The 16,861-nt window shown below is 59.6% G+C and carries 12 protein-coding genes; all 12 read left to right on the forward strand.

Going from position 1 to position 16,861, the window contains the following annotated elements; translation table 11 throughout:
- The 12 genes from tolB to mnmA all read left to right on the forward strand — a co-directional run bounded on the left by tolB (position 1) and on the right by mnmA (position 16,727).
- On the forward strand, positions 1-1,308 hold the full coding sequence (tolB, locus tag PIB16_RS06800) for a Tol-Pal system beta propeller repeat protein TolB (RefSeq protein ID WP_003523242.1): 1,308 nt from the start codon (positions 1-3) through the stop codon (positions 1,306-1,308).
- 210 nt (positions 1,309-1,518) lie between these two features.
- The gene (pal, locus tag PIB16_RS06805; protein ID WP_003506243.1) at positions 1,519-2,052 is read left to right on the forward strand and encodes a peptidoglycan-associated lipoprotein Pal; all 534 of its coding nucleotides are present in this window, start codon (positions 1,519-1,521) and stop codon (positions 2,050-2,052) included.
- A 158-nt stretch (positions 2,053-2,210) separates the two neighbouring features.
- Complete coding sequence (gene ybgF, locus PIB16_RS06810) at positions 2,211-3,227, forward strand: tol-pal system protein YbgF (RefSeq protein ID WP_161987909.1); 1,017 nt, start codon at positions 2,211-2,213, stop codon at positions 3,225-3,227.
- 31 nt (positions 3,228-3,258) lie between these two features.
- Positions 3,259-4,599 carry a tRNA lysidine(34) synthetase TilS gene (gene tilS, locus PIB16_RS06815; RefSeq protein ID WP_271045255.1) on the forward strand — a complete coding sequence of 447 codons (1,341 nt, stop codon included), beginning with the start codon at positions 3,259-3,261 and terminating at the stop codon, positions 4,597-4,599.
- Positions 4,600-4,753: 154 nt separating this feature from the next.
- A complete protein-coding gene (ftsH, locus tag PIB16_RS06820) occupies positions 4,754-6,718 on the forward strand; it encodes an ATP-dependent zinc metalloprotease FtsH (RefSeq protein ID WP_080819500.1) in 1,965 nt (654 codons plus the stop codon).
- Positions 6,719-6,906: 188 nt separating this feature from the next.
- A complete protein-coding gene (glmM, locus tag PIB16_RS06825) occupies positions 6,907-8,259 on the forward strand; it encodes a phosphoglucosamine mutase (RefSeq protein ID WP_003523248.1) in 1,353 nt (450 codons plus the stop codon).
- A 186-nt stretch (positions 8,260-8,445) separates the two neighbouring features.
- Positions 8,446-9,291: an outer membrane protein gene (locus tag PIB16_RS06830; RefSeq protein ID WP_080795081.1), complete on the forward strand. Its 846-nt coding sequence runs from the start codon at positions 8,446-8,448 to the stop codon at positions 9,289-9,291.
- A 212-nt stretch (positions 9,292-9,503) separates the two neighbouring features.
- On the forward strand, positions 9,504-10,682 hold the full coding sequence (locus tag PIB16_RS06835; protein WP_271045256.1) for a phosphoserine transaminase: 1,179 nt from the start codon (positions 9,504-9,506) through the stop codon (positions 10,680-10,682).
- Positions 10,683-10,765: 83 nt separating this feature from the next.
- On the forward strand, positions 10,766-12,361 hold the full coding sequence (gene serA / locus PIB16_RS06840) for a phosphoglycerate dehydrogenase (protein ID WP_003523252.1): 1,596 nt from the start codon (positions 10,766-10,768) through the stop codon (positions 12,359-12,361).
- Positions 12,362-12,585: 224 nt separating this feature from the next.
- Complete coding sequence (locus tag PIB16_RS06845) at positions 12,586-13,659, forward strand: Tim44 domain-containing protein (RefSeq protein WP_271045257.1); 1,074 nt, start codon at positions 12,586-12,588, stop codon at positions 13,657-13,659.
- A gap of 474 nt (positions 13,660-14,133) precedes the next feature.
- Positions 14,134-15,324, forward strand: a complete 1,191-nt coding sequence (locus tag PIB16_RS06850; protein ID WP_271045258.1) for an OpgC family protein — start codon at positions 14,134-14,136, stop codon at positions 15,322-15,324.
- 206 nt (positions 15,325-15,530) lie between these two features.
- A complete protein-coding gene (gene mnmA / locus PIB16_RS06855; protein WP_080854270.1) occupies positions 15,531-16,727 on the forward strand; it encodes a tRNA 2-thiouridine(34) synthase MnmA in 1,197 nt (398 codons plus the stop codon).
- The last annotated feature ends 134 nt before the right edge of the window (positions 16,728-16,861 follow it).

The raw sequence follows: 16,861 nt of genomic DNA on the forward strand, positions 1-16,861 counted from the left end.
ATGAAGATATTTTCGCCGATCCGGCTGGTGCTCGCTGTCGCGGCCCTCATGTCGGTTTTCTCCGCACCGGCTTTTGCGCGGGTGGAAATCAACATCAACAAGGGCAATGTCGAGCCGCTGCCCATCGCCATTACCGACTTCATGTCAAGCGACGGCATCGGCGCGCAGGTTTCCGCGGTCATTGCCGCCGACCTGCAGCGTTCCGGCCTTTTTGCGCCGGTCAACAAGAACGCCTTCATCGAAAAGATCAGCAATCCGGATCAGCAGCCGCGTTTCGAGGACTGGAAGGTCATCAACGCCCAGGCGCTCGTGACCGGCCGTGTCACGCGTGAAAGCGATGGCCGCCTGCGCGCCGAATTCCGTCTGTGGGATACGTTCGCCAACCAGCAGATGACTGGCCAGCAGTTCTTTACCCAGCCGGAAAACTGGCGCCGCGTCGCCCACATCATCGCCGACGCCATCTATGAGCGGATCACCGGTGAAAAGGGCTACTTCGACACCCGCGTCGTTTTCGTCTCTGAAAGCGGCCCGAAGACGGCCCGCAAGCGCCAGCTGTCGATCATGGACCAGGATGGCTTCAACGTCCGTAACCTCACCAACTCGAACGACATCGTCCTGACGCCGCGTTTCTCGCCGAACCGTCAGGAAGTGACCTACATGTCCTTCGAAGGCCAGCAGCCGCGCGTCTACCTGCTGCAGCTGGAAACCGGACAGCGCGAAGTTGTCGGCAATTTCCCCGGCATGACCTTCTCGCCGCGCTTCTCTCCGGATGGCCAGAAGGTCATCATGAGCCTGCAGCAGGATGGCAACGCCAATATCTACACCATGGACCTGCGCTCTCGCACCACGACGCGGCTGACGAACACGTCGGCGATCGATACGGCGCCGTCCTATTCACCCGACGGTCAGCGCGTCGCCTTCGAAAGCGACCGCGGCGGCCGCCAGCAGATTTACGTCATGAATGCCGATGGTTCCGGCCAGCAGCGCGTTTCCTTCGGCGATGGTTCCTATTCCACGCCGGTCTGGTCGCCGCGCGGCGATCTGATCGCCTTCACCAAGCAGTCGGGCGGCAAGTTCTCGATCGGCGTGATGAAGACCGACGGTTCGGGCGAGCGCATCCTGACCAGCGGTTTCCACAATGAAGGCCCGACCTGGGCGCCGAACGGCCGCGTGCTGATGTTCTTCCGTCAGAACGCCGGTGCGGGCGGTCCGCAGCTCTATTCGATCGACCTGACGGGCTACAATGAACAGCTCATCAAGACGCCGACTTTCGCTTCGGATCCGGCATGGTCGCCGCTTCTGGACTGATATGCCTGCCATGACGGCGCCAGCATGAACCGGCGCCGTCATGTTTTACTTGATACCATGGGGAAGTGCGCCTCTTTCTTGCCGCAAAGTGTTGTGAGGGAGCAAAAAAATGGGACATTTCCTTTCTGTTAACCATAAGCGTTTGCCGGCTATTAACCGCGATCAGTTAGTGTCCGGCAACGTTATTGAAATCCTAAGGAGAGACCGGCGATGAGCCGTACACACATTTCGGCACTCAGCCCCATGCAGAAACTGGCCCGTAACCCGGCTGTCATCGCCATGACGCTCGCGCTCGCTCTCGCAGGCTGCGCGAACAAGAAGAACATGCCGAACAGCGCCGGTGAACTTGGCCTTGGTGGCGCGGGCTCCGCAACGCCGGGCTCCCAGCAGGACTTCACGGTCAATGTCGGCGACCGCATCTTCTTCGACACCGACTCGACCTCTATCCGCGCTGACGCCCAGCAGACCCTGCAGCGCCAGGCTCAGTGGCTCGCCCGTTACCCGAACTACGCCATCACCGTTGAAGGCCATGCCGACGAACGCGGCACGCGCGAATACAACCTGGCGCTCGGCGCCCGTCGTGCGGCTGCAACCCGCGACTTCCTGGCTTCCCAGGGCGTTCCGGCTAACCGCATGAAGACGATCTCCTACGGCAAGGAAAAGCCGGTCGCCGTTTGCGACGACATCTCCTGCTGGTCGCAGAACCGCCGCGCCGTGACGGTTCTCGGTGGCGCGGGCATGTGATTGCCTGACGTTATTGTGATCTTGAATGAAAGGCGGTCTTTGGGCCGCCTTTTGTTTTTTTCATAGTTTGGCCGAAGTTAAGTTGCTTTTTCGGTTGATATGGAAAAAATCCGGCTTGCGCCATTCCGGTGCAAATCAGTTAAGGCAGGACGAATGAGATGAAGAAACTTGTCGTGGCGGGAATGCTGGGGCTTGCAGCCTGCACCGGCTTGAGCGGCATCGCCGTTTCGGGTCCGCTGTTCGGTGCGGGGGGTAGCTTCGGCACGATCAACTCTCAGCAGCCCCCGGTCGTCCGGGTTCAGGCCAATGAAGCCTATCGGGTTCAGCAGCTTGAAGAACAGATCCGGCAGCTCAACGGCCGTATCGAGGAAATGAGCTTCCAGCTTCTGCAGATGCAGGAAACGATCCGCAAGGCGCAGGAAGACAATGAGTTCCGCTTCCAGGAACTGGAGAGCGGCAATGCCGGCGGCAAGGGTGCAAGCCCGACCGCTGCGCCGAAAAAGAAGGCGGAAGCCAGTCCGGTCAATCCGGCCTCACCGCCGACCGACGACGTTGCAACGATCATCGAAACGCCACCCGAGGGTGGCGCTTCCGTTTCTTCGTCTGCTCCCTCCACCGCTCCGACAGGCGCACCGGGAGAGACGACGCTCGGCTCCATCGAGCTTGATTCCAAGGGAATGCCGGTTGGCGGCACGTTGAATCAGGGCGCTAATAATTCCTCTGCCAGCCTTCCGGGCGTCAGCACGGGCAATAGCCAGCGCAAGACGGATCCGGTGAATACGGCGGCGCTTACCAGCGAAGGCGATATTTATCAGGCCGCTTACGGCCATGTTCTTTCCGGTGACTACAAGCTGGCGGAACAGGGGTTCCAGCAATATCTGCAGGGTTATCCCAAGGGCACGAAGGCCGCGGATGCGAGCTTCTGGCTGGGCGAGGCGCAATATTCCCAGGGCAAGTTCAACGAGGCCGCAAAGACCTTCCTGAACGGCCATCAGGCCTATGGCAAATCGCCGAAGGCGCCGGAAATGCTGATGAAGCTCGGCATGTCGCTTGCCGCTCTCGACAATACCGAAACCGCCTGCGCCACGCTGCGCGAGGTGCCGAAGCGTTATCCCAATGCTTCCAAGACTGTGCTGAGCAAGGTTGCCAGCGAACAGAAACGGCTGAGCTGCTGATCCCTCTTTCCCGTTGAAGTGCGGTCTTTCTATGCCTGCCAAGACCAGCATTGCAGACGAAACCGGACTTGCCCCACTTGAGGCTGCGGGATTGTTCGTCGCGAAACTGCGCAAACCTGCGCATATTCTCGTCGCAATTTCCGGCGGCAGCGATTCCACCGGTTTGTTGCTCGCATTGCACGAAGCTTCTATCGGTTCAGGGGAACAGGTGCGGCTGTCGGCCGTCACGATCGATCATGCGCTACGGCCCGAATCCGCTGACGAGGCAAAAAAAGTCGCCACGTTATGCGCCGGGCTTGGCATCTTTCATGCCGTGCGCCGTTGGGATGACCAAAAACCCGCCTCCGGTTTGGCCGAGGCCTCGCGCTTGGCGCGTTACCGTCTGATTGCTGGTGTCGCGGACACGATGAGCGCCGATGTCATCGTGACGGGGCATACACAGGGCGACCAGCGGGAAACGGTTGAGATGCGCGCCGCCCGCGGTAAACGGGCTGATAATCTCGGCTTGTCGGGTATGGCAGACGCCGTGCTGTATGGTGGGCGTCACTGGGTCATGCGGCCATTTCTGCATTGCGAGCGCCAAGCCATTCGCGATTATCTTCTCGAAAGGGCGCAAGGCTGGATCGATGATCCCAGCAATGAAAACCGCAAATATGAGCGGGTGAGAGTGCGGCAGGCGCTGGACGATACGCCTCGTCTTTTTCCGTACGGAACGTCAGACACACGGTTGGAATTATCCGCACGCGCAGCCCGGTTTGTACATCATAACTCTTGGTTTTTTTCCCTTGGTTTAATCAGGATAAACGCTGAGAGCCTCGGTGAAGACCCCGCTGTTATCCGGTACGCATTGTCGGCGCTATCAGGTGTTATCGGCGGTCGACGATATCCGATGGCCTCTGACACGATGGACAGGGTGATGGCGCTTGTCGCGAATCGAGAACCGGGAAGGATAACGGCGAACCGCGTCGTGTTCGATTACCGCAAGGATGCCCTCTACCTGATGCGGGAAAACAGAAACATTCCATCACTGCGAATGCCGCCGGGCGCGAGGATGGTTTGGGACGAGCGCTTTGACGTGGTCAACCGTTCCGATGCAGAGATAGTCGTCCGCGCTTTTGGCGCCGGAGACACAATGGGTATTCTGATCAAACCTTCCGGTGTCATTCCTCCGGGGATATTGAAACGCTCCAGCCAGACAATGCCGGTCTTCGTGCGCGAAAATCACGATCTGGAATTTCCGGGGTCCGGCGTGGCGGCGATCCGCCCGCTGCTTGCGCCTTATGATCTTTTTCTTCCGCGTTTCGACCTTGAGTTGGCCAATGTGATTGCCATGCGCCTCCTGCGCGCCGCCTATCCACAGCCCCCGGTTTAAATCCGGCCTCTTTTTCGTGAATTGCCTTGGAATAGTTTTTACACCAAAACGCATCAGATAACGCCGTTCGCCTTGGCAACGGGAGATGTCGTCCTTATGTTAGGGGCACATTATAGCGGGCAGCAAATTTGTCCGTGTGAGTTCGGGGAGTTCGATGAACCCAAATTTCAGAAATTTCGCCTTGTGGGCCGTGATTGCCCTCTTGCTGATCGCATTGTTCAGCATGTTCCAGACATCGCCGACGCAAACGGGTTCTCGGGAAATTCCGTATTCCCAGTTTCTTCGCGATGTGGATTCCGGGCGAGTTCGCGACGTGACCGTCACCGGTAACCGGGTTCTCGGAACCTATACCGAAAACGGCACGGCCTTTCAGACCTATTCCCCCGTCATCGATGACAGCCTGATGGAGCGCTTGCAGAGCAAGAATGTGACCATCGTGGCGCGTCCCGAAAGCGACGGTTCCTCCGGTTTCCTGAGCTATCTCGGCACGCTTCTGCCGATGTTCCTCATTCTCGGCGTCTGGCTGTTTTTCATGCGGCAGATGCAGGGCGGCTCGCGTGGTGCGATGGGCTTTGGCAAATCCAAGGCCAAGCTTCTGACGGAAGCCCATGGCCGCGTGACGTTCGATGACGTTGCAGGCGTGGACGAAGCCAAGCAGGACCTCGAGGAAATCGTCGAATTCCTGCGCGATCCGCAGAAGTTCCAGCGCCTCGGCGGTAAAATCCCGCGCGGCGTGTTGCTCGTCGGCCCTCCGGGTACCGGTAAGACGCTTCTCGCGCGTTCCGTCGCCGGCGAAGCCAACGTGCCGTTCTTCACCATTTCCGGTTCGGATTTCGTGGAAATGTTCGTCGGCGTCGGCGCAAGCCGTGTGCGTGACATGTTCGAGCAGGCCAAGAAGAATGCGCCCTGCATCATCTTCATCGATGAAATCGACGCCGTCGGCCGCCATCGTGGCGCCGGTCTCGGCGGCGGTAACGACGAACGCGAGCAGACGCTGAACCAGCTGCTGGTCGAGATGGACGGTTTCGAGGCGAATGAAGGCATCATCCTCATCGCCGCCACCAACCGCCCCGACGTTCTTGACCCCGCACTTCTGCGTCCCGGTCGTTTCGATCGTCAGGTCGTCGTGCCGAACCCGGATATTGTCGGCCGCGAGCGCATCCTCAAGGTGCATATCCGCAACGTGCCTCTGGCGCCGAATGTCGACCTTAAGGTTCTGGCCCGTGGTACCCCCGGTTTTTCGGGTGCGGACCTGATGAACCTCGTCAACGAAGCTGCCCTCATGGCTGCCCGCCGCAACAAGCGCGTGGTCACCATGCAGGAATTCGAAGACGCCAAGGACAAGATCATGATGGGCGCGGAACGCCGCTCCTCCGCCATGACCGAGGCCGAAAAGAAGCTGACCGCCTATCACGAAGCCGGACATGCCATCACCGCACTGAAGGTTGCCGTGGCCGATCCGTTGCATAAGGCGACGATCATCCCGCGCGGCCGCGCGCTCGGCATGGTCATGCAGTTGCCGGAAGGCGACCGCTACTCCATGAGCTACAAGTGGATGGTATCGCGCCTCGTCATCATGATGGGTGGCCGCGTTGCCGAGGAACTGACCTTCGGCAAGGAAAACATCACCTCCGGCGCGTCTTCGGATATCGAGCAGGCCACCAAGCTTGCCCGCGCCATGGTAACCCAATGGGGCTTCTCCGATGCTCTTGGCCAGGTGTCCTATGGTGAAAACCAGCAGGAAGTCTTCCTCGGCCATTCCGTTTCGCAGTCGAAGAACGTCTCCGAGGCAACGGCCCAGACCATCGATACGGAAGTTCGCCGCCTGATCGACGAGGCCTATGGTGAGGCGCGTCGCATCCTGACGGAAAACCACGATGGTTTCGTTGCGATTGCCGAGGGTCTGCTTGAATACGAAACCCTGACGGGCGACGAGATCAAGGCCCTGCTGAAGGGCGAGAAGCCCGCTCGCGATCTGGGCGACGATTCTCCGGGCAGCCGTGGTTCGGCAGTGCCGAAGGCAGGCACCAAGAAGGACGGTCCCAGTGAAGTGAAGGGTGACGGCGAAGCAAAGGGCGACGGCGAGGCCGAAGGCGGCATGGAGCCGCAGCCGCATTGATCGTTCGCGCAAGCTAAAAATTGTAAAAGGCCATCCGGGCTTCCGGGTGGCCTTTTCATTTTGGTAACAAGATATAAGCCATTTTTGCGCTAATTTACGTGCTGTTTATCGTGGTTTGTGGCATCTAGCCAAAAACGCTTCCGGCTGTTTTCAGCTTTGCCGGAATGCTCGAAAGATTTGGAGTTCAAATGGCACGCCGTTATTTCGGAACCGATGGTATCCGCGGACAATCGAACGTCTTTCCCATGACGCCTGATCTGGCGATGCGGGTGGGCATTGCGGTCGGGACGATTTTCCGCCGTGGCCATCATCGCCATCGCGTCGTCATCGGCAAGGATACGCGTCTTTCCGGTTATATGCTGGAAAACGCGCTGGTCGCCGGTTTCACCGCCGCCGGTCTCGATGTCTTCCTGCTCGGCCCCATTCCGACGCCTGCCGTCGCCATGCTGACTCGGTCGCTGCGCGCCGATATCGGTGTGATGATCTCGGCCTCGCACAATCCCTTCTCCGATAACGGCATCAAGCTTTTCGGACCGGATGGTTACAAGCTTTCCGATGAGCTGGAACTGGAGATTGAAGACCTTCTCGACAAGGATATCTATGCGCAGCTGGCCAAGCCGAGCGAGATCGGTCGCGCCAAGCGTGTGGATGGCGACATCTATCGTTATATCGAATTCGTCAAGCGCACGCTGCCGCGTGATGTGACGCTGAGCGGACTGCGGATCGCCATCGACTGCGCCAATGGCGCGGCATACAAGGTGGCGCCCGCTGCGCTCTGGGAACTCGGCGCGGAAGTCGTCACCATCGGCAATGAGCCGAACGGCATCAATATCAATCTGGAATGCGGCTCCACCCACCCGGAAGCGCTGCAGAAGAAGGTGCATGAAGTACGGGCCGATATCGGCATCGCGCTCGATGGCGATGCGGATCGCGTCATCATCGTTGACGAGCGCGGCGAGATCGTCGATGGCGACCAGCTGATGGCCGTCATCGCCGATAGCTGGGCTGCCGACAACACGCTGCGCGGCGGCGGTATCGTGGCGACCGTCATGTCGAATCTCGGGCTGGAACGCTTCCTGGGCGACAAGGGCCTCACCCTTGCCCGTACCAAGGTGGGCGACCGTTATGTCGTCGAACACATGCGTAACCACAATTTCAACGTCGGCGGCGAGCAGTCCGGCCATATCGTGCTGTCGGACTACGGTACGACGGGCGATGGTCTTGTCGCGGCCTTGCAGGTTCTCGCCAAGGTCAAGCGCTCCGGCCTCACGGTCAGCGAAGTCTGCCGCAAGTTCGAGCCGGTGCCGCAGCTTTTGAAGAATGTCCGTATCTCCGGCGGCAAGCCGCTGGAGAACCCTGTTGTGCAGCAGGCGATTGCGGATGCGGAAAGCGCATTGGCCAATAATGGCCGCCTCGTCATTCGCCCCTCCGGTACGGAGCCGCTGATCCGCGTCATGGCGGAAGGCGATGACAGTGCTAAGGTGGAGCAGATCGTCAACGATCTCGTCGGCGTCATCGCCAATGCCCGCTCGGCGGCGTGAGCCTTCGAGACAGTAACGCCCAAAAAGCCGGCTCTGCAGCCGGCTTTTTCTTTGAGTATTTCCTAATAAATATAGTGAATGATCGTGGTTAATCGGGACTTAACCATTTTACGTCAATCTCCATGACTGAACAGTTCACTGGCATCTGCTGCCGAAACCGCACGTGCCTCTTCTGGAGTGGAAGTCATGAAAAACGCCCTGGCCGGATTTCTGGCCGTCCTGCTGACCGGTACCAGCGCTATCGCTGCCGATCTTTATCAAGCCGAGCCCGCACCGGCCTATGTCGATGCACCCGAGGTTACTGTTACCCAGGCGAGCGGCTGGTATCTGCGCGGCGATGTCGGTTATTCCTTCAACAAGCTACGCGGTGCTCACTATTATCAGGGCGGCCCCGGCGGCTATCTCGCGGATTTCGAAACTGCGAAGATCAAGGACAGCTACATCATCGGCGCCGGCGTCGGTTATCAGTTCAACAACTATTTCCGTAGTGACCTAACCTTTGACTACATGGGCAAGTCGGATTTCCGTGGCTCTACTCGTGGCTATTGCGGCAACGGTGCTGATTGCGTCTCGACAGACCTGAGTGCGCTGAGGGCTTACACGCTGATGGCAAATGCCTATGTCGATCTTGGCACTTATGGCCGTGTCACGCCTTACGTGGGTGGCGGTATCGGCGCATCCTATGTGAAATGGGACAAGCTGCGTAACACGTCCTGTGCAACGGACGGATCCGGCTACTGCGACCCGACCACGGAGCATGGCGGCAAGGGCAAATGGCGCTTCGCCTATGCTCTGATGGCCGGCGCATCCATCGACGTCACGTGTAATCTGAAGGCCGATATCGGCTATCGTTTCCGCCACATCAACAAGGGCGATATGTTCGCTTATGAGAATGGCGGCGGTCCGGGCCGTGACAAGGGCCTTTATTCGCATGAAGTGCGCGTCGGCGGCCGTTATGTCTTCAACGGCTGCGATACCGCACAATACATGCCGCCCGCCGATATTCCTCTGCAGCCTGCCGTTTATAAATAAACGTCACGCCCAGCTGGTAGTTTCAGACCGTCCGCATCCTCCGGGTGCGGGCGGTTTTGTTTTACCGGCATCTGACGCGGGGCATGACGCATATGGACCAAAATTCTTCTGCGTAGCGACATATTCCGCTTGACTGGGATCGGCGAGAGGAATAGCAACGGCGTCAGGACACCTCTCCCTAACGAGAGGCGCCTATCTGAAAGGGTAGTTAAATGACAGATATCGTGAAGCCGGACGTCCGTCCGGGCAATACGCATTTTTCCTCTGGTCCCTGCTCGAAGCGTCCCGGTTGGTCGCTAGATGCTCTCTCCGATGCGCCGCTCGGTCGCTCGCATCGCGCCAAGGTTGGCAAAGCCAAGCTGAAGCAGGCCATCGATCTCACCCGTGAAGTTTTGAACGTTCCTGCTGATTATCGTATCGGTATCGTTCCCGCATCCGACACCGGTGCCGTTGAAATGGCGCTCTGGTCGCTGCTCGGCGAACGCGGCGTCGATATGCTCGCCTGGGAAAGCTTCGGCGCAGGCTGGGTCACCGACGTCGTCAAGCAGCTGAAGCTGAAGGACGTCCGCAAATTCGAGGCCGATTATGGCCTGCTGCCGAACCTTGCCGAAGTCGATTTCGACCGCGATGTGGTTTTCACCTGGAACGGCACCACCTCCGGCGTTCGCGTTCCCAATGCCGATTTCATCCCGGCTGACCGCAAGGGTCTGACCATCTGCGACGCCACTTCGGCGGCCTTCGCACAGGACATGGATTTTACGAAACTCGACGTCGTCACCTTCTCCTGGCAGAAGGTTCTGGGCGGTGAGGGCGGCCATGGCGTCATCATTCTTTCGCCCCGGGCTGTCGAGCGTCTCTTGAGCTACGCGCCGGCATGGCCTCTGCCGAAAATCTTCCGCATGGTTTCCGGCGGCAAGCTGATCGAAGGCATCTTCACCGGCGAAACCATCAACACGCCGTCCATGCTCTGCGTTGAAGATTACATCGACGCGCTGCTGTGGGCGAAGAATCTCGGCGGCCTCAAGGCGCTGATCGGCCGTGCCGATGCCAATGCCAAGGTCATTTACGACTTCATCGAGAAGAACGACTGGATCGCCAACCTGGCCGTCGAGCCGGAAACCCGCTCCAACACCTCCGTCTGCATGAAGATCGTCGATCCCGAGGTACAGGCGCTGGATGCCGCCGCACAGGCCGATTTCGCCAAGGGCGTCGTCGCCCTGCTCGAAAAGGAAAATGTCGCCCTCGATATCGGCGCTTACCGTGACGCCCCGTCCGGCCTGCGCATCTGGGCCGGCGCCACCATCGAGACGGCGGATATGGAAGCCGTCATGCCCTGGCTCGCCTGGGCCTACCAGACGCAGAAGGCAGCACTTTCCAAGGCTGCCGCCTGATTTTTATACCGGCCCTGCGCTGGTGCAGGGCCGCACATTCCCCGCTTTCAAAACTGCACCGCTTTTCAAGGAGCCCGTGAACCATGGCACCTCGCGTACTCGTATCCGACGAACTGTCGGAAACCGCCGTCCAGATCTTCCGCGATCGTGGCGTCGAAGTCGATTTCCAGCCGAAGCTCGGCAAGGACAAGGACAAGCTTGCCGAAATCATCGGCAACTACGATGGTCTCGCCATCCGCTCCGCCACCAAGGCAACCGAAAAGCTGATCGAGGCTGCGACCAACCTCAAGGTTATCGGCCGCGCCGGCATCGGCGTTGACAATGTTGACATCCCGGCCGCCTCGCGCCGCGGTATCATCGTCATGAACACGCCTTTCGGCAACTCCATCACAACGGCAGAACACGCGATTGCGCTGATGTTCGCAGTTGCGCGCCAGCTTCCGGCCGCTGACAGCTCCACGCAGGCCGGCAAGTGGGAAAAGTCGAAATTCATGGGTGTCGAAATTACCGGCAAGACGCTCGGCGTCATCGGCGCCGGCAATATCGGCTCCATCGTCTGCTCGCGTGCACTCGGCCTCAAGATGCATGTTCTCGCTTATGACCCCTTCCTGTCGCCGGAACGCGCGCAGGAAATGGGCGTCACCAAGGTTGAGCTGGACGAGCTTCTGGCCCAGGCCGATTTCATCACCCTGCATGTGCCGATGACCGACAAGACGCGCGGCATCCTCAATGCAGAGAACCTTGCCAAGACCAAGAAGGGCGTGCGTATCGTCAACTGCGCCCGTGGCGGTCTGGTGGATGAAGCGGCCCTTGCCGATGCCATCAAGTCCGGCCATGTCGCCGGCGCCGGTTTTGACGTGTTCGAAGTCGAGCCCGCCACCGAGAGCCCGCTTTTCGGCCTGCCGAATGTCGTCTGCACGCCGCATCTTGGTGCTTCGACCACGGAAGCACAGGAAAACGTTGCCCTTCAGGTTGCCGAGCAGATGTCGGATTACCTCGTCAAGGGTGCGGTTTCCAACGCCATCAACATGCCGTCGATCACGGCTGAGGAAGCACCCCGCCTGAAGCCGTTCATCCGTCTGGCGGATGTTCTCGGCTCTTTCGTCGGTCAGGTGCAGGAAAGCGCCACCAAGGAAATCGAAATCCTTTATGACGGTGCAACCGCCAGCATGAACACCAAGGCATTGACCAGCGCCCTGCTGGCCGGCCTGATCCGCAGCCAGGTTGCGGATGTGAACATGGTTTCGGCCCCGGTCATGATCAAGGAAAAGGGCATCATCCTCTCCGAGGTCAAGCGCGACAAGACCGGCGTTTACGACGGCTACATCAAGCTGACGGTCAAGACGGAAAATCAGATCCGCTCGGTTGCCGGCACGGTGTTCTCGGATGGCAAGCCGCGCTTCATCCAGATCAAGAACATCAACATGGATGCCGATGTTGGGTCGCATATGATCTACATCACCAACACCGACGTTCCCGGCATGATCGGCTTCATGGGCACCACGCTCGGCGAGGCTGGCGTCAACATCGCCAACTTCCAGCTCGGCCGTGAAAAGGAAGGCGGCGACGCCATCGCGCTGCTTTATGTCGACGGCCCGGTTTCCGAAGCCGTGCTGGACAAGCTGCGCGCCAACCCGGCGATCCGCCAGGTCAAGCCGCTGACGTTTAACGTCGACTGATCTTATCGTTCCTCCCAAGGGGACAATAAGGCCCGGCGCAGGGGAAACCCTGTGCCGGGTTTTTCGTTTTTCCATTGTCTGTTTCGTCGCAAAACACGGACGACTATCGCATTGGTTGCATATCACAAAAAATTTAAGCCGAGTGGTCTAAAAATGATGATCATGAGTTGCTATATCGCCTGCTGACATGCCGCTCATGGGAGGGCGGCCAACAGGAGATAACGATGTTTGCTGCCTTTAGGCGCTTCAAGGGTTTGTTCGCAGTCGCCGCGCTTGGTATCGCGGTGTCTTTCGTGGCGGTTGATATGGCAGAAGCGCGTCGCGCCAGCGGCGGTTTCGGCAGCCGCGGCACGCGGACCTATTCCGCTCCGCCTTCGACCAGCACGGCCCACGGCCAGACCGCGCCGATCAACCGCAGCATGACGCCCAACACCAATCAGGCAGCGCCGAGTGCTGCTCAGCCGGCCCGTCCGGGCGCGCAGGCGCCGCAGCAGAATCGCGGCCTGTTCGGCGGCATGATGGGTGGTTTGATGGGCGGCCTGCTGATGGGCGGTCTGTTCGGCATGCTGCTGGGTGGCGGTTTTGGCGGCATGGCCGGTTTCTTCGGCATGTTGCTGCAGGTGGCGCTGATCGGTCTTCTGGTTATGCTCGCCATGCGTTTCTTCGCCTCGCGCCGTCAGGGCCAGCCCGCTTATGGCTCGGCCGGTGGGTCGCAGCGCACGGATCATTCCGGTTCCTCCTATAATGGCGGTTCGCAGGCGGGTTCTGCCGCTTCCTCTTTCAAGATTCCGAAGATCGGCGCGCTGGCCGGCGCTGCGGGCGGTGTGGCCGCCACTGCCGCAACGGCAAAGCCTGTGCCTCATGCTAATGCCATGTCGGAAGGCGATGAAATCGGCATTACCCAGGGCGATCTCGAAACTTTCCAGAAAATGCTGGAAGACGTACAGGCCGCCTATGCCGCCGAGGATTACGGCACCTTGCGCAAGCTGACGACGCCGGAAGCCATGTCTTACCTCGCAGAAGAACTGAGCGACAACGCCACGAGCGGCGTGAAAAACGACGTACGCGATGTGACGCTGCTACAGGGCGATGTTGCCGAAGCATGGCACGAAGAGGGCCAGGACTATGCAACGGTGGCGATGCGCTACTCCGCCATCGACGTGATGCGCGACCGCACCTCCGGCAAGGTAATCGAAGGTGACGAGCACCAGCCTTCTGAAGCGGTGGAAATGTGGACCTTCGTTCGTCGCCCCGGAAACGACAACTGGCAGGTGGCCGCTATTCAGGCCGCTGCCTGACGAATCGGAATGTGTTTAACAGATAGAGGCCCGGCGGTTTGGCGACCGCCGGGCCTTTGTTCGTCTCGCTTCCAGAGGGCATGGTCACGCCGAGGCTCGCTCCGCAAAAGGGGCGGAAAGATGCGGTCAAAAAAACGACTGATAAATCTAACGGGTGATATCTCCACCGCTCATCGGCGGTGAATTCCGTTTCGCCCTGCTATGCAACGCTTTGAGCGCTGCCTGTCGCGGCATGTTGCCCGCGCATGGCTCATTCGCTCCACGGAATTGCCTTTTTTTATTCATCCGGCATTCAGTCCCTGCATCCTAACCAGAATGCATACACGTCAATGTGACTTTTCGTGCCGGTTCTAAACCGCTTTGGAAAGGGAACCTCAGGCGCAAAACAGCGTTGACAATCCAATCCCCGGCCCCTCCCAAGCCGGGCTGGGTGGCTGGGCAATGCAGGCCCTGCGAGAACGGAGAGCTATCGAGATGAAACGCTTTGACCTGATCGACGGGATGCGTGGTTACTTCCTCGTCTTCATGCTGATCAACCATCTGGTGTTTGCCGGCGGTTTCTGGCTGGTGGAAATCAATCACCGGCAGTTTGCCTTTGTCGAGGACGCGCAGGGCTTCGTGTTCCTGTCCGGCCTGCTGATCGGCATGGTCTATGCGCGCAAGATGATGAAATACGGCTATGACGCCGGCAAGCAGATGATCTGGAACCGGGCGCTGGAGCTTTATCGTTACGCGATGGGTCTCGTCATCGCCGTGCTGTTCTTCCGCATGGTCATCCCGCATGCACCCTATATCTGGTACAACTGGCTCGGCATGACGTCGTTCGATGATCCGTTGCGACTGGCGGCGATTGCAACATTCCTGTTCCAGCCGACCTTCATGGATATTCTGCCGCAATATATCGTCTATATGATCTTTGCACCGGTGCTGGTGAAGCTCTGCCTTGATGGCAAGTGGGCCTATGTCATGGCCGGCTCCCTGCTGGTCTGGATGGCCGGTCAGCTCGGCCTGCAGCAGATCGTGACGACCCCGCTCAACGAACTCGTGAAGGGTGCGGACGAGCAGGGCATTCGCGTCAGCTTTAACCTGCTCGGCTGGCAGCTCGTATTCTATTCGGCGCTGGTGATGGGCGCGATGACGGCGCAGAACCGCATTCCGTGGAAGGCGATCTTCTCGCCTGAGCACACGTGGCTGCCGAAAGCGGCGCTCCTCATCTGCCTGTTCTTCATGCCGCTACGCATCGCCACAGCCTGGGGCCTGATGCCGGAATTCATGATGGGCAAATTCTCCACCATGGAAATCCGCGCCGATTTCGGTCCGGTCTATCTCATCAACTTCCTCGCCGTCGGCGTCGGCCTGACCTGGCTGGTGATCGCAGGTCCGAAGCATCATCGTCCGCTCGTGCGCTCCATCGCCGAGGGCGTCATCTGGGTGCTGTCGCTGAAGTTCCTGCAATTGCTCGGCCGCCATTCGCTTCAGGTCTATGTCTGGCACGTGGCCATCGTCTATGGTGTCTATTATCTCGATGGCCGCACAGCGGAATTGTCGCAGCTCAACAAGACCCTGATCGCCTTCACGGCTATCGGATTGCTGGCCCTGCCAGCCCTGTGGCGGGAGCGCGACAAGTGGTTCGGCAGCAGCGGCCAGAAGACGGCCGGCGCCTGAGGGCCGGTCCCAGCCCGAATCTGACGGCTTTGCGGGGCGGTTTTCCGCCCCGTACTTGCGTGCGCGGCCATTCCTTTCTATATGCAGCCCTTAAATCCGCAGGATGACGAGACAGGACAGCCCGATTGACGGCCAGGTTTCTCGCGGCGGATGACCGACAGGCGGCGGGGCCTTTACCCCCGTTATGACTGACGATGGGAAAAAACGTGAATACGCTCGATTTTGACAAGAGGCCGGAAGATACCCGGATCGTTGTCGCCATGTCCGGTGGCGTCGATTCTTCGGTGGTGGCCGGTATCCTCAAGCGCGAGGGCTATGATGTCCTCGGCATTACCCTCCAGCTTTATGACCACGGAGCTGCCGTGCACCGCGCCGGCTCCTGTTGCGCGGGGCAGGATATAGACGATGCGCGCCGGGTCTGCGAAACGCTCGGCATTCCCCATTATGTGCTGGATTACGAAGCGCGGTTCCGCGAAACCGTCATCAACCCCTTTGCCGAAGCCTATGCGATGGGTGAAACGCCGATCCCCTGCGTGGCCTGCAACCAGACGGTAAAATTCGCCGATCTGCTCGCCACGGCGCAGGAACTGGGCGCCGATGCGCTGGCGACCGGCCATTATATTCGTTCGCGTCCCAATCCCGTTTCCGGTCAGCCGGGGCGGCGTGCGCTTTATCGGCCGATCGACAGCGACCGTGACCAGAGCTGGTTCCTGTTTGCAACCACGCAGGAACAGATCGATTATCTGCGCTTTCCACTCGGCGGCCTCTCCAAGGCCGAGACGCGCGCTCTGGCGGAAGATATGGGGCTGGTCGTTGCCAAGAAGGCCGATAGCCAGGACATCTGTTTCGTGCCGCAGGGCAAATATACCGATATTATCAACAAGCTGAAGCCGAATGCGGCATTGGCGGGCGATATCGTCCATCTCGACGGGCGCGTGCTCGGCCGCCACGATGGTATCGTGCATTATACGATCGGCCAGCGCCGCGGCATTGGTGTCGCGACGGGGGAGCCGCTTTATGTCGTGCATCTCGATGCACGCGGCCGCCGGGTCATCGTTGGCCCGCGCGAAGCGCTGGAAACCCGCCGGGTCTATCTGCGTGACATGAACTGGCTGGGTGACGGCGAGCTGGCGAACGATGCAGGGCAGGGCTTTGCCTGTTTCGCCAAGGTGCGCTCCACCCGCCCGCCGACGGAAGCGATGCTGCATGCGGACGAAAACGGTATCTATGTGGACCTGATGACCGGGGAGGCCGGTGTCGCTCCCGGTCAGGCCTGCGTGCTTTATTCCGCACCGGGGGCCGATGCCCGCGTTTACGGCGGCGGTTTCATCGAACGGTCGGAACGCTCGGCGGAAGCCGAGGCGTCGCTGAAGGCGCTTCTGGAAAAGCCGGTTGCCGCCTGAAACCATTCGCTTTTTGCAGCGATGCGGAAAGCGAATTTTTTGCGCATCTTGCGCTTGACACTTTGGGGAGCGGCACCTTATAAGCCGCTCATCCTGATGGAACGGCCGGTCACATGACTGTCACGTTTCCCCTG

Origin of the sequence: Agrobacterium sp. ST15.13.015 (assembly GCF_027871645.1) — a bacterium.
Lineage (GTDB): Bacteria > Pseudomonadota > Alphaproteobacteria > Rhizobiales > Rhizobiaceae > Agrobacterium > Agrobacterium leguminum.

Coding starts and splice junctions, on each gene's coding strand:
- tolB (WP_003523242.1), top strand. CDS start 1: ATGAAGATATTTTCGCCGATCCGGCTGGTGCTCGCTGTCGCGGCCCTC.
- pal (WP_003506243.1), top strand. CDS start 1,519: ATGAGCCGTACACACATTTCGGCACTCAGCCCCATGCAGAAACTGGCC.
- ybgF (WP_161987909.1), top strand. CDS start 2,211: ATGAAGAAACTTGTCGTGGCGGGAATGCTGGGGCTTGCAGCCTGCACC.
- tilS (WP_271045255.1), top strand. CDS start 3,259: ATGCCTGCCAAGACCAGCATTGCAGACGAAACCGGACTTGCCCCACTT.
- ftsH (WP_080819500.1), top strand. CDS start 4,754: ATGAACCCAAATTTCAGAAATTTCGCCTTGTGGGCCGTGATTGCCCTC.
- glmM (WP_003523248.1), top strand. CDS start 6,907: ATGGCACGCCGTTATTTCGGAACCGATGGTATCCGCGGACAATCGAAC.
- PIB16_RS06830 (WP_080795081.1), top strand. CDS start 8,446: ATGAAAAACGCCCTGGCCGGATTTCTGGCCGTCCTGCTGACCGGTACC.
- PIB16_RS06835 (WP_271045256.1), top strand. CDS start 9,504: ATGACAGATATCGTGAAGCCGGACGTCCGTCCGGGCAATACGCATTTT.
- serA (WP_003523252.1), top strand. CDS start 10,766: ATGGCACCTCGCGTACTCGTATCCGACGAACTGTCGGAAACCGCCGTC.
- PIB16_RS06845 (WP_271045257.1), top strand. CDS start 12,586: ATGTTTGCTGCCTTTAGGCGCTTCAAGGGTTTGTTCGCAGTCGCCGCG.
- PIB16_RS06850 (WP_271045258.1), top strand. CDS start 14,134: ATGAAACGCTTTGACCTGATCGACGGGATGCGTGGTTACTTCCTCGTC.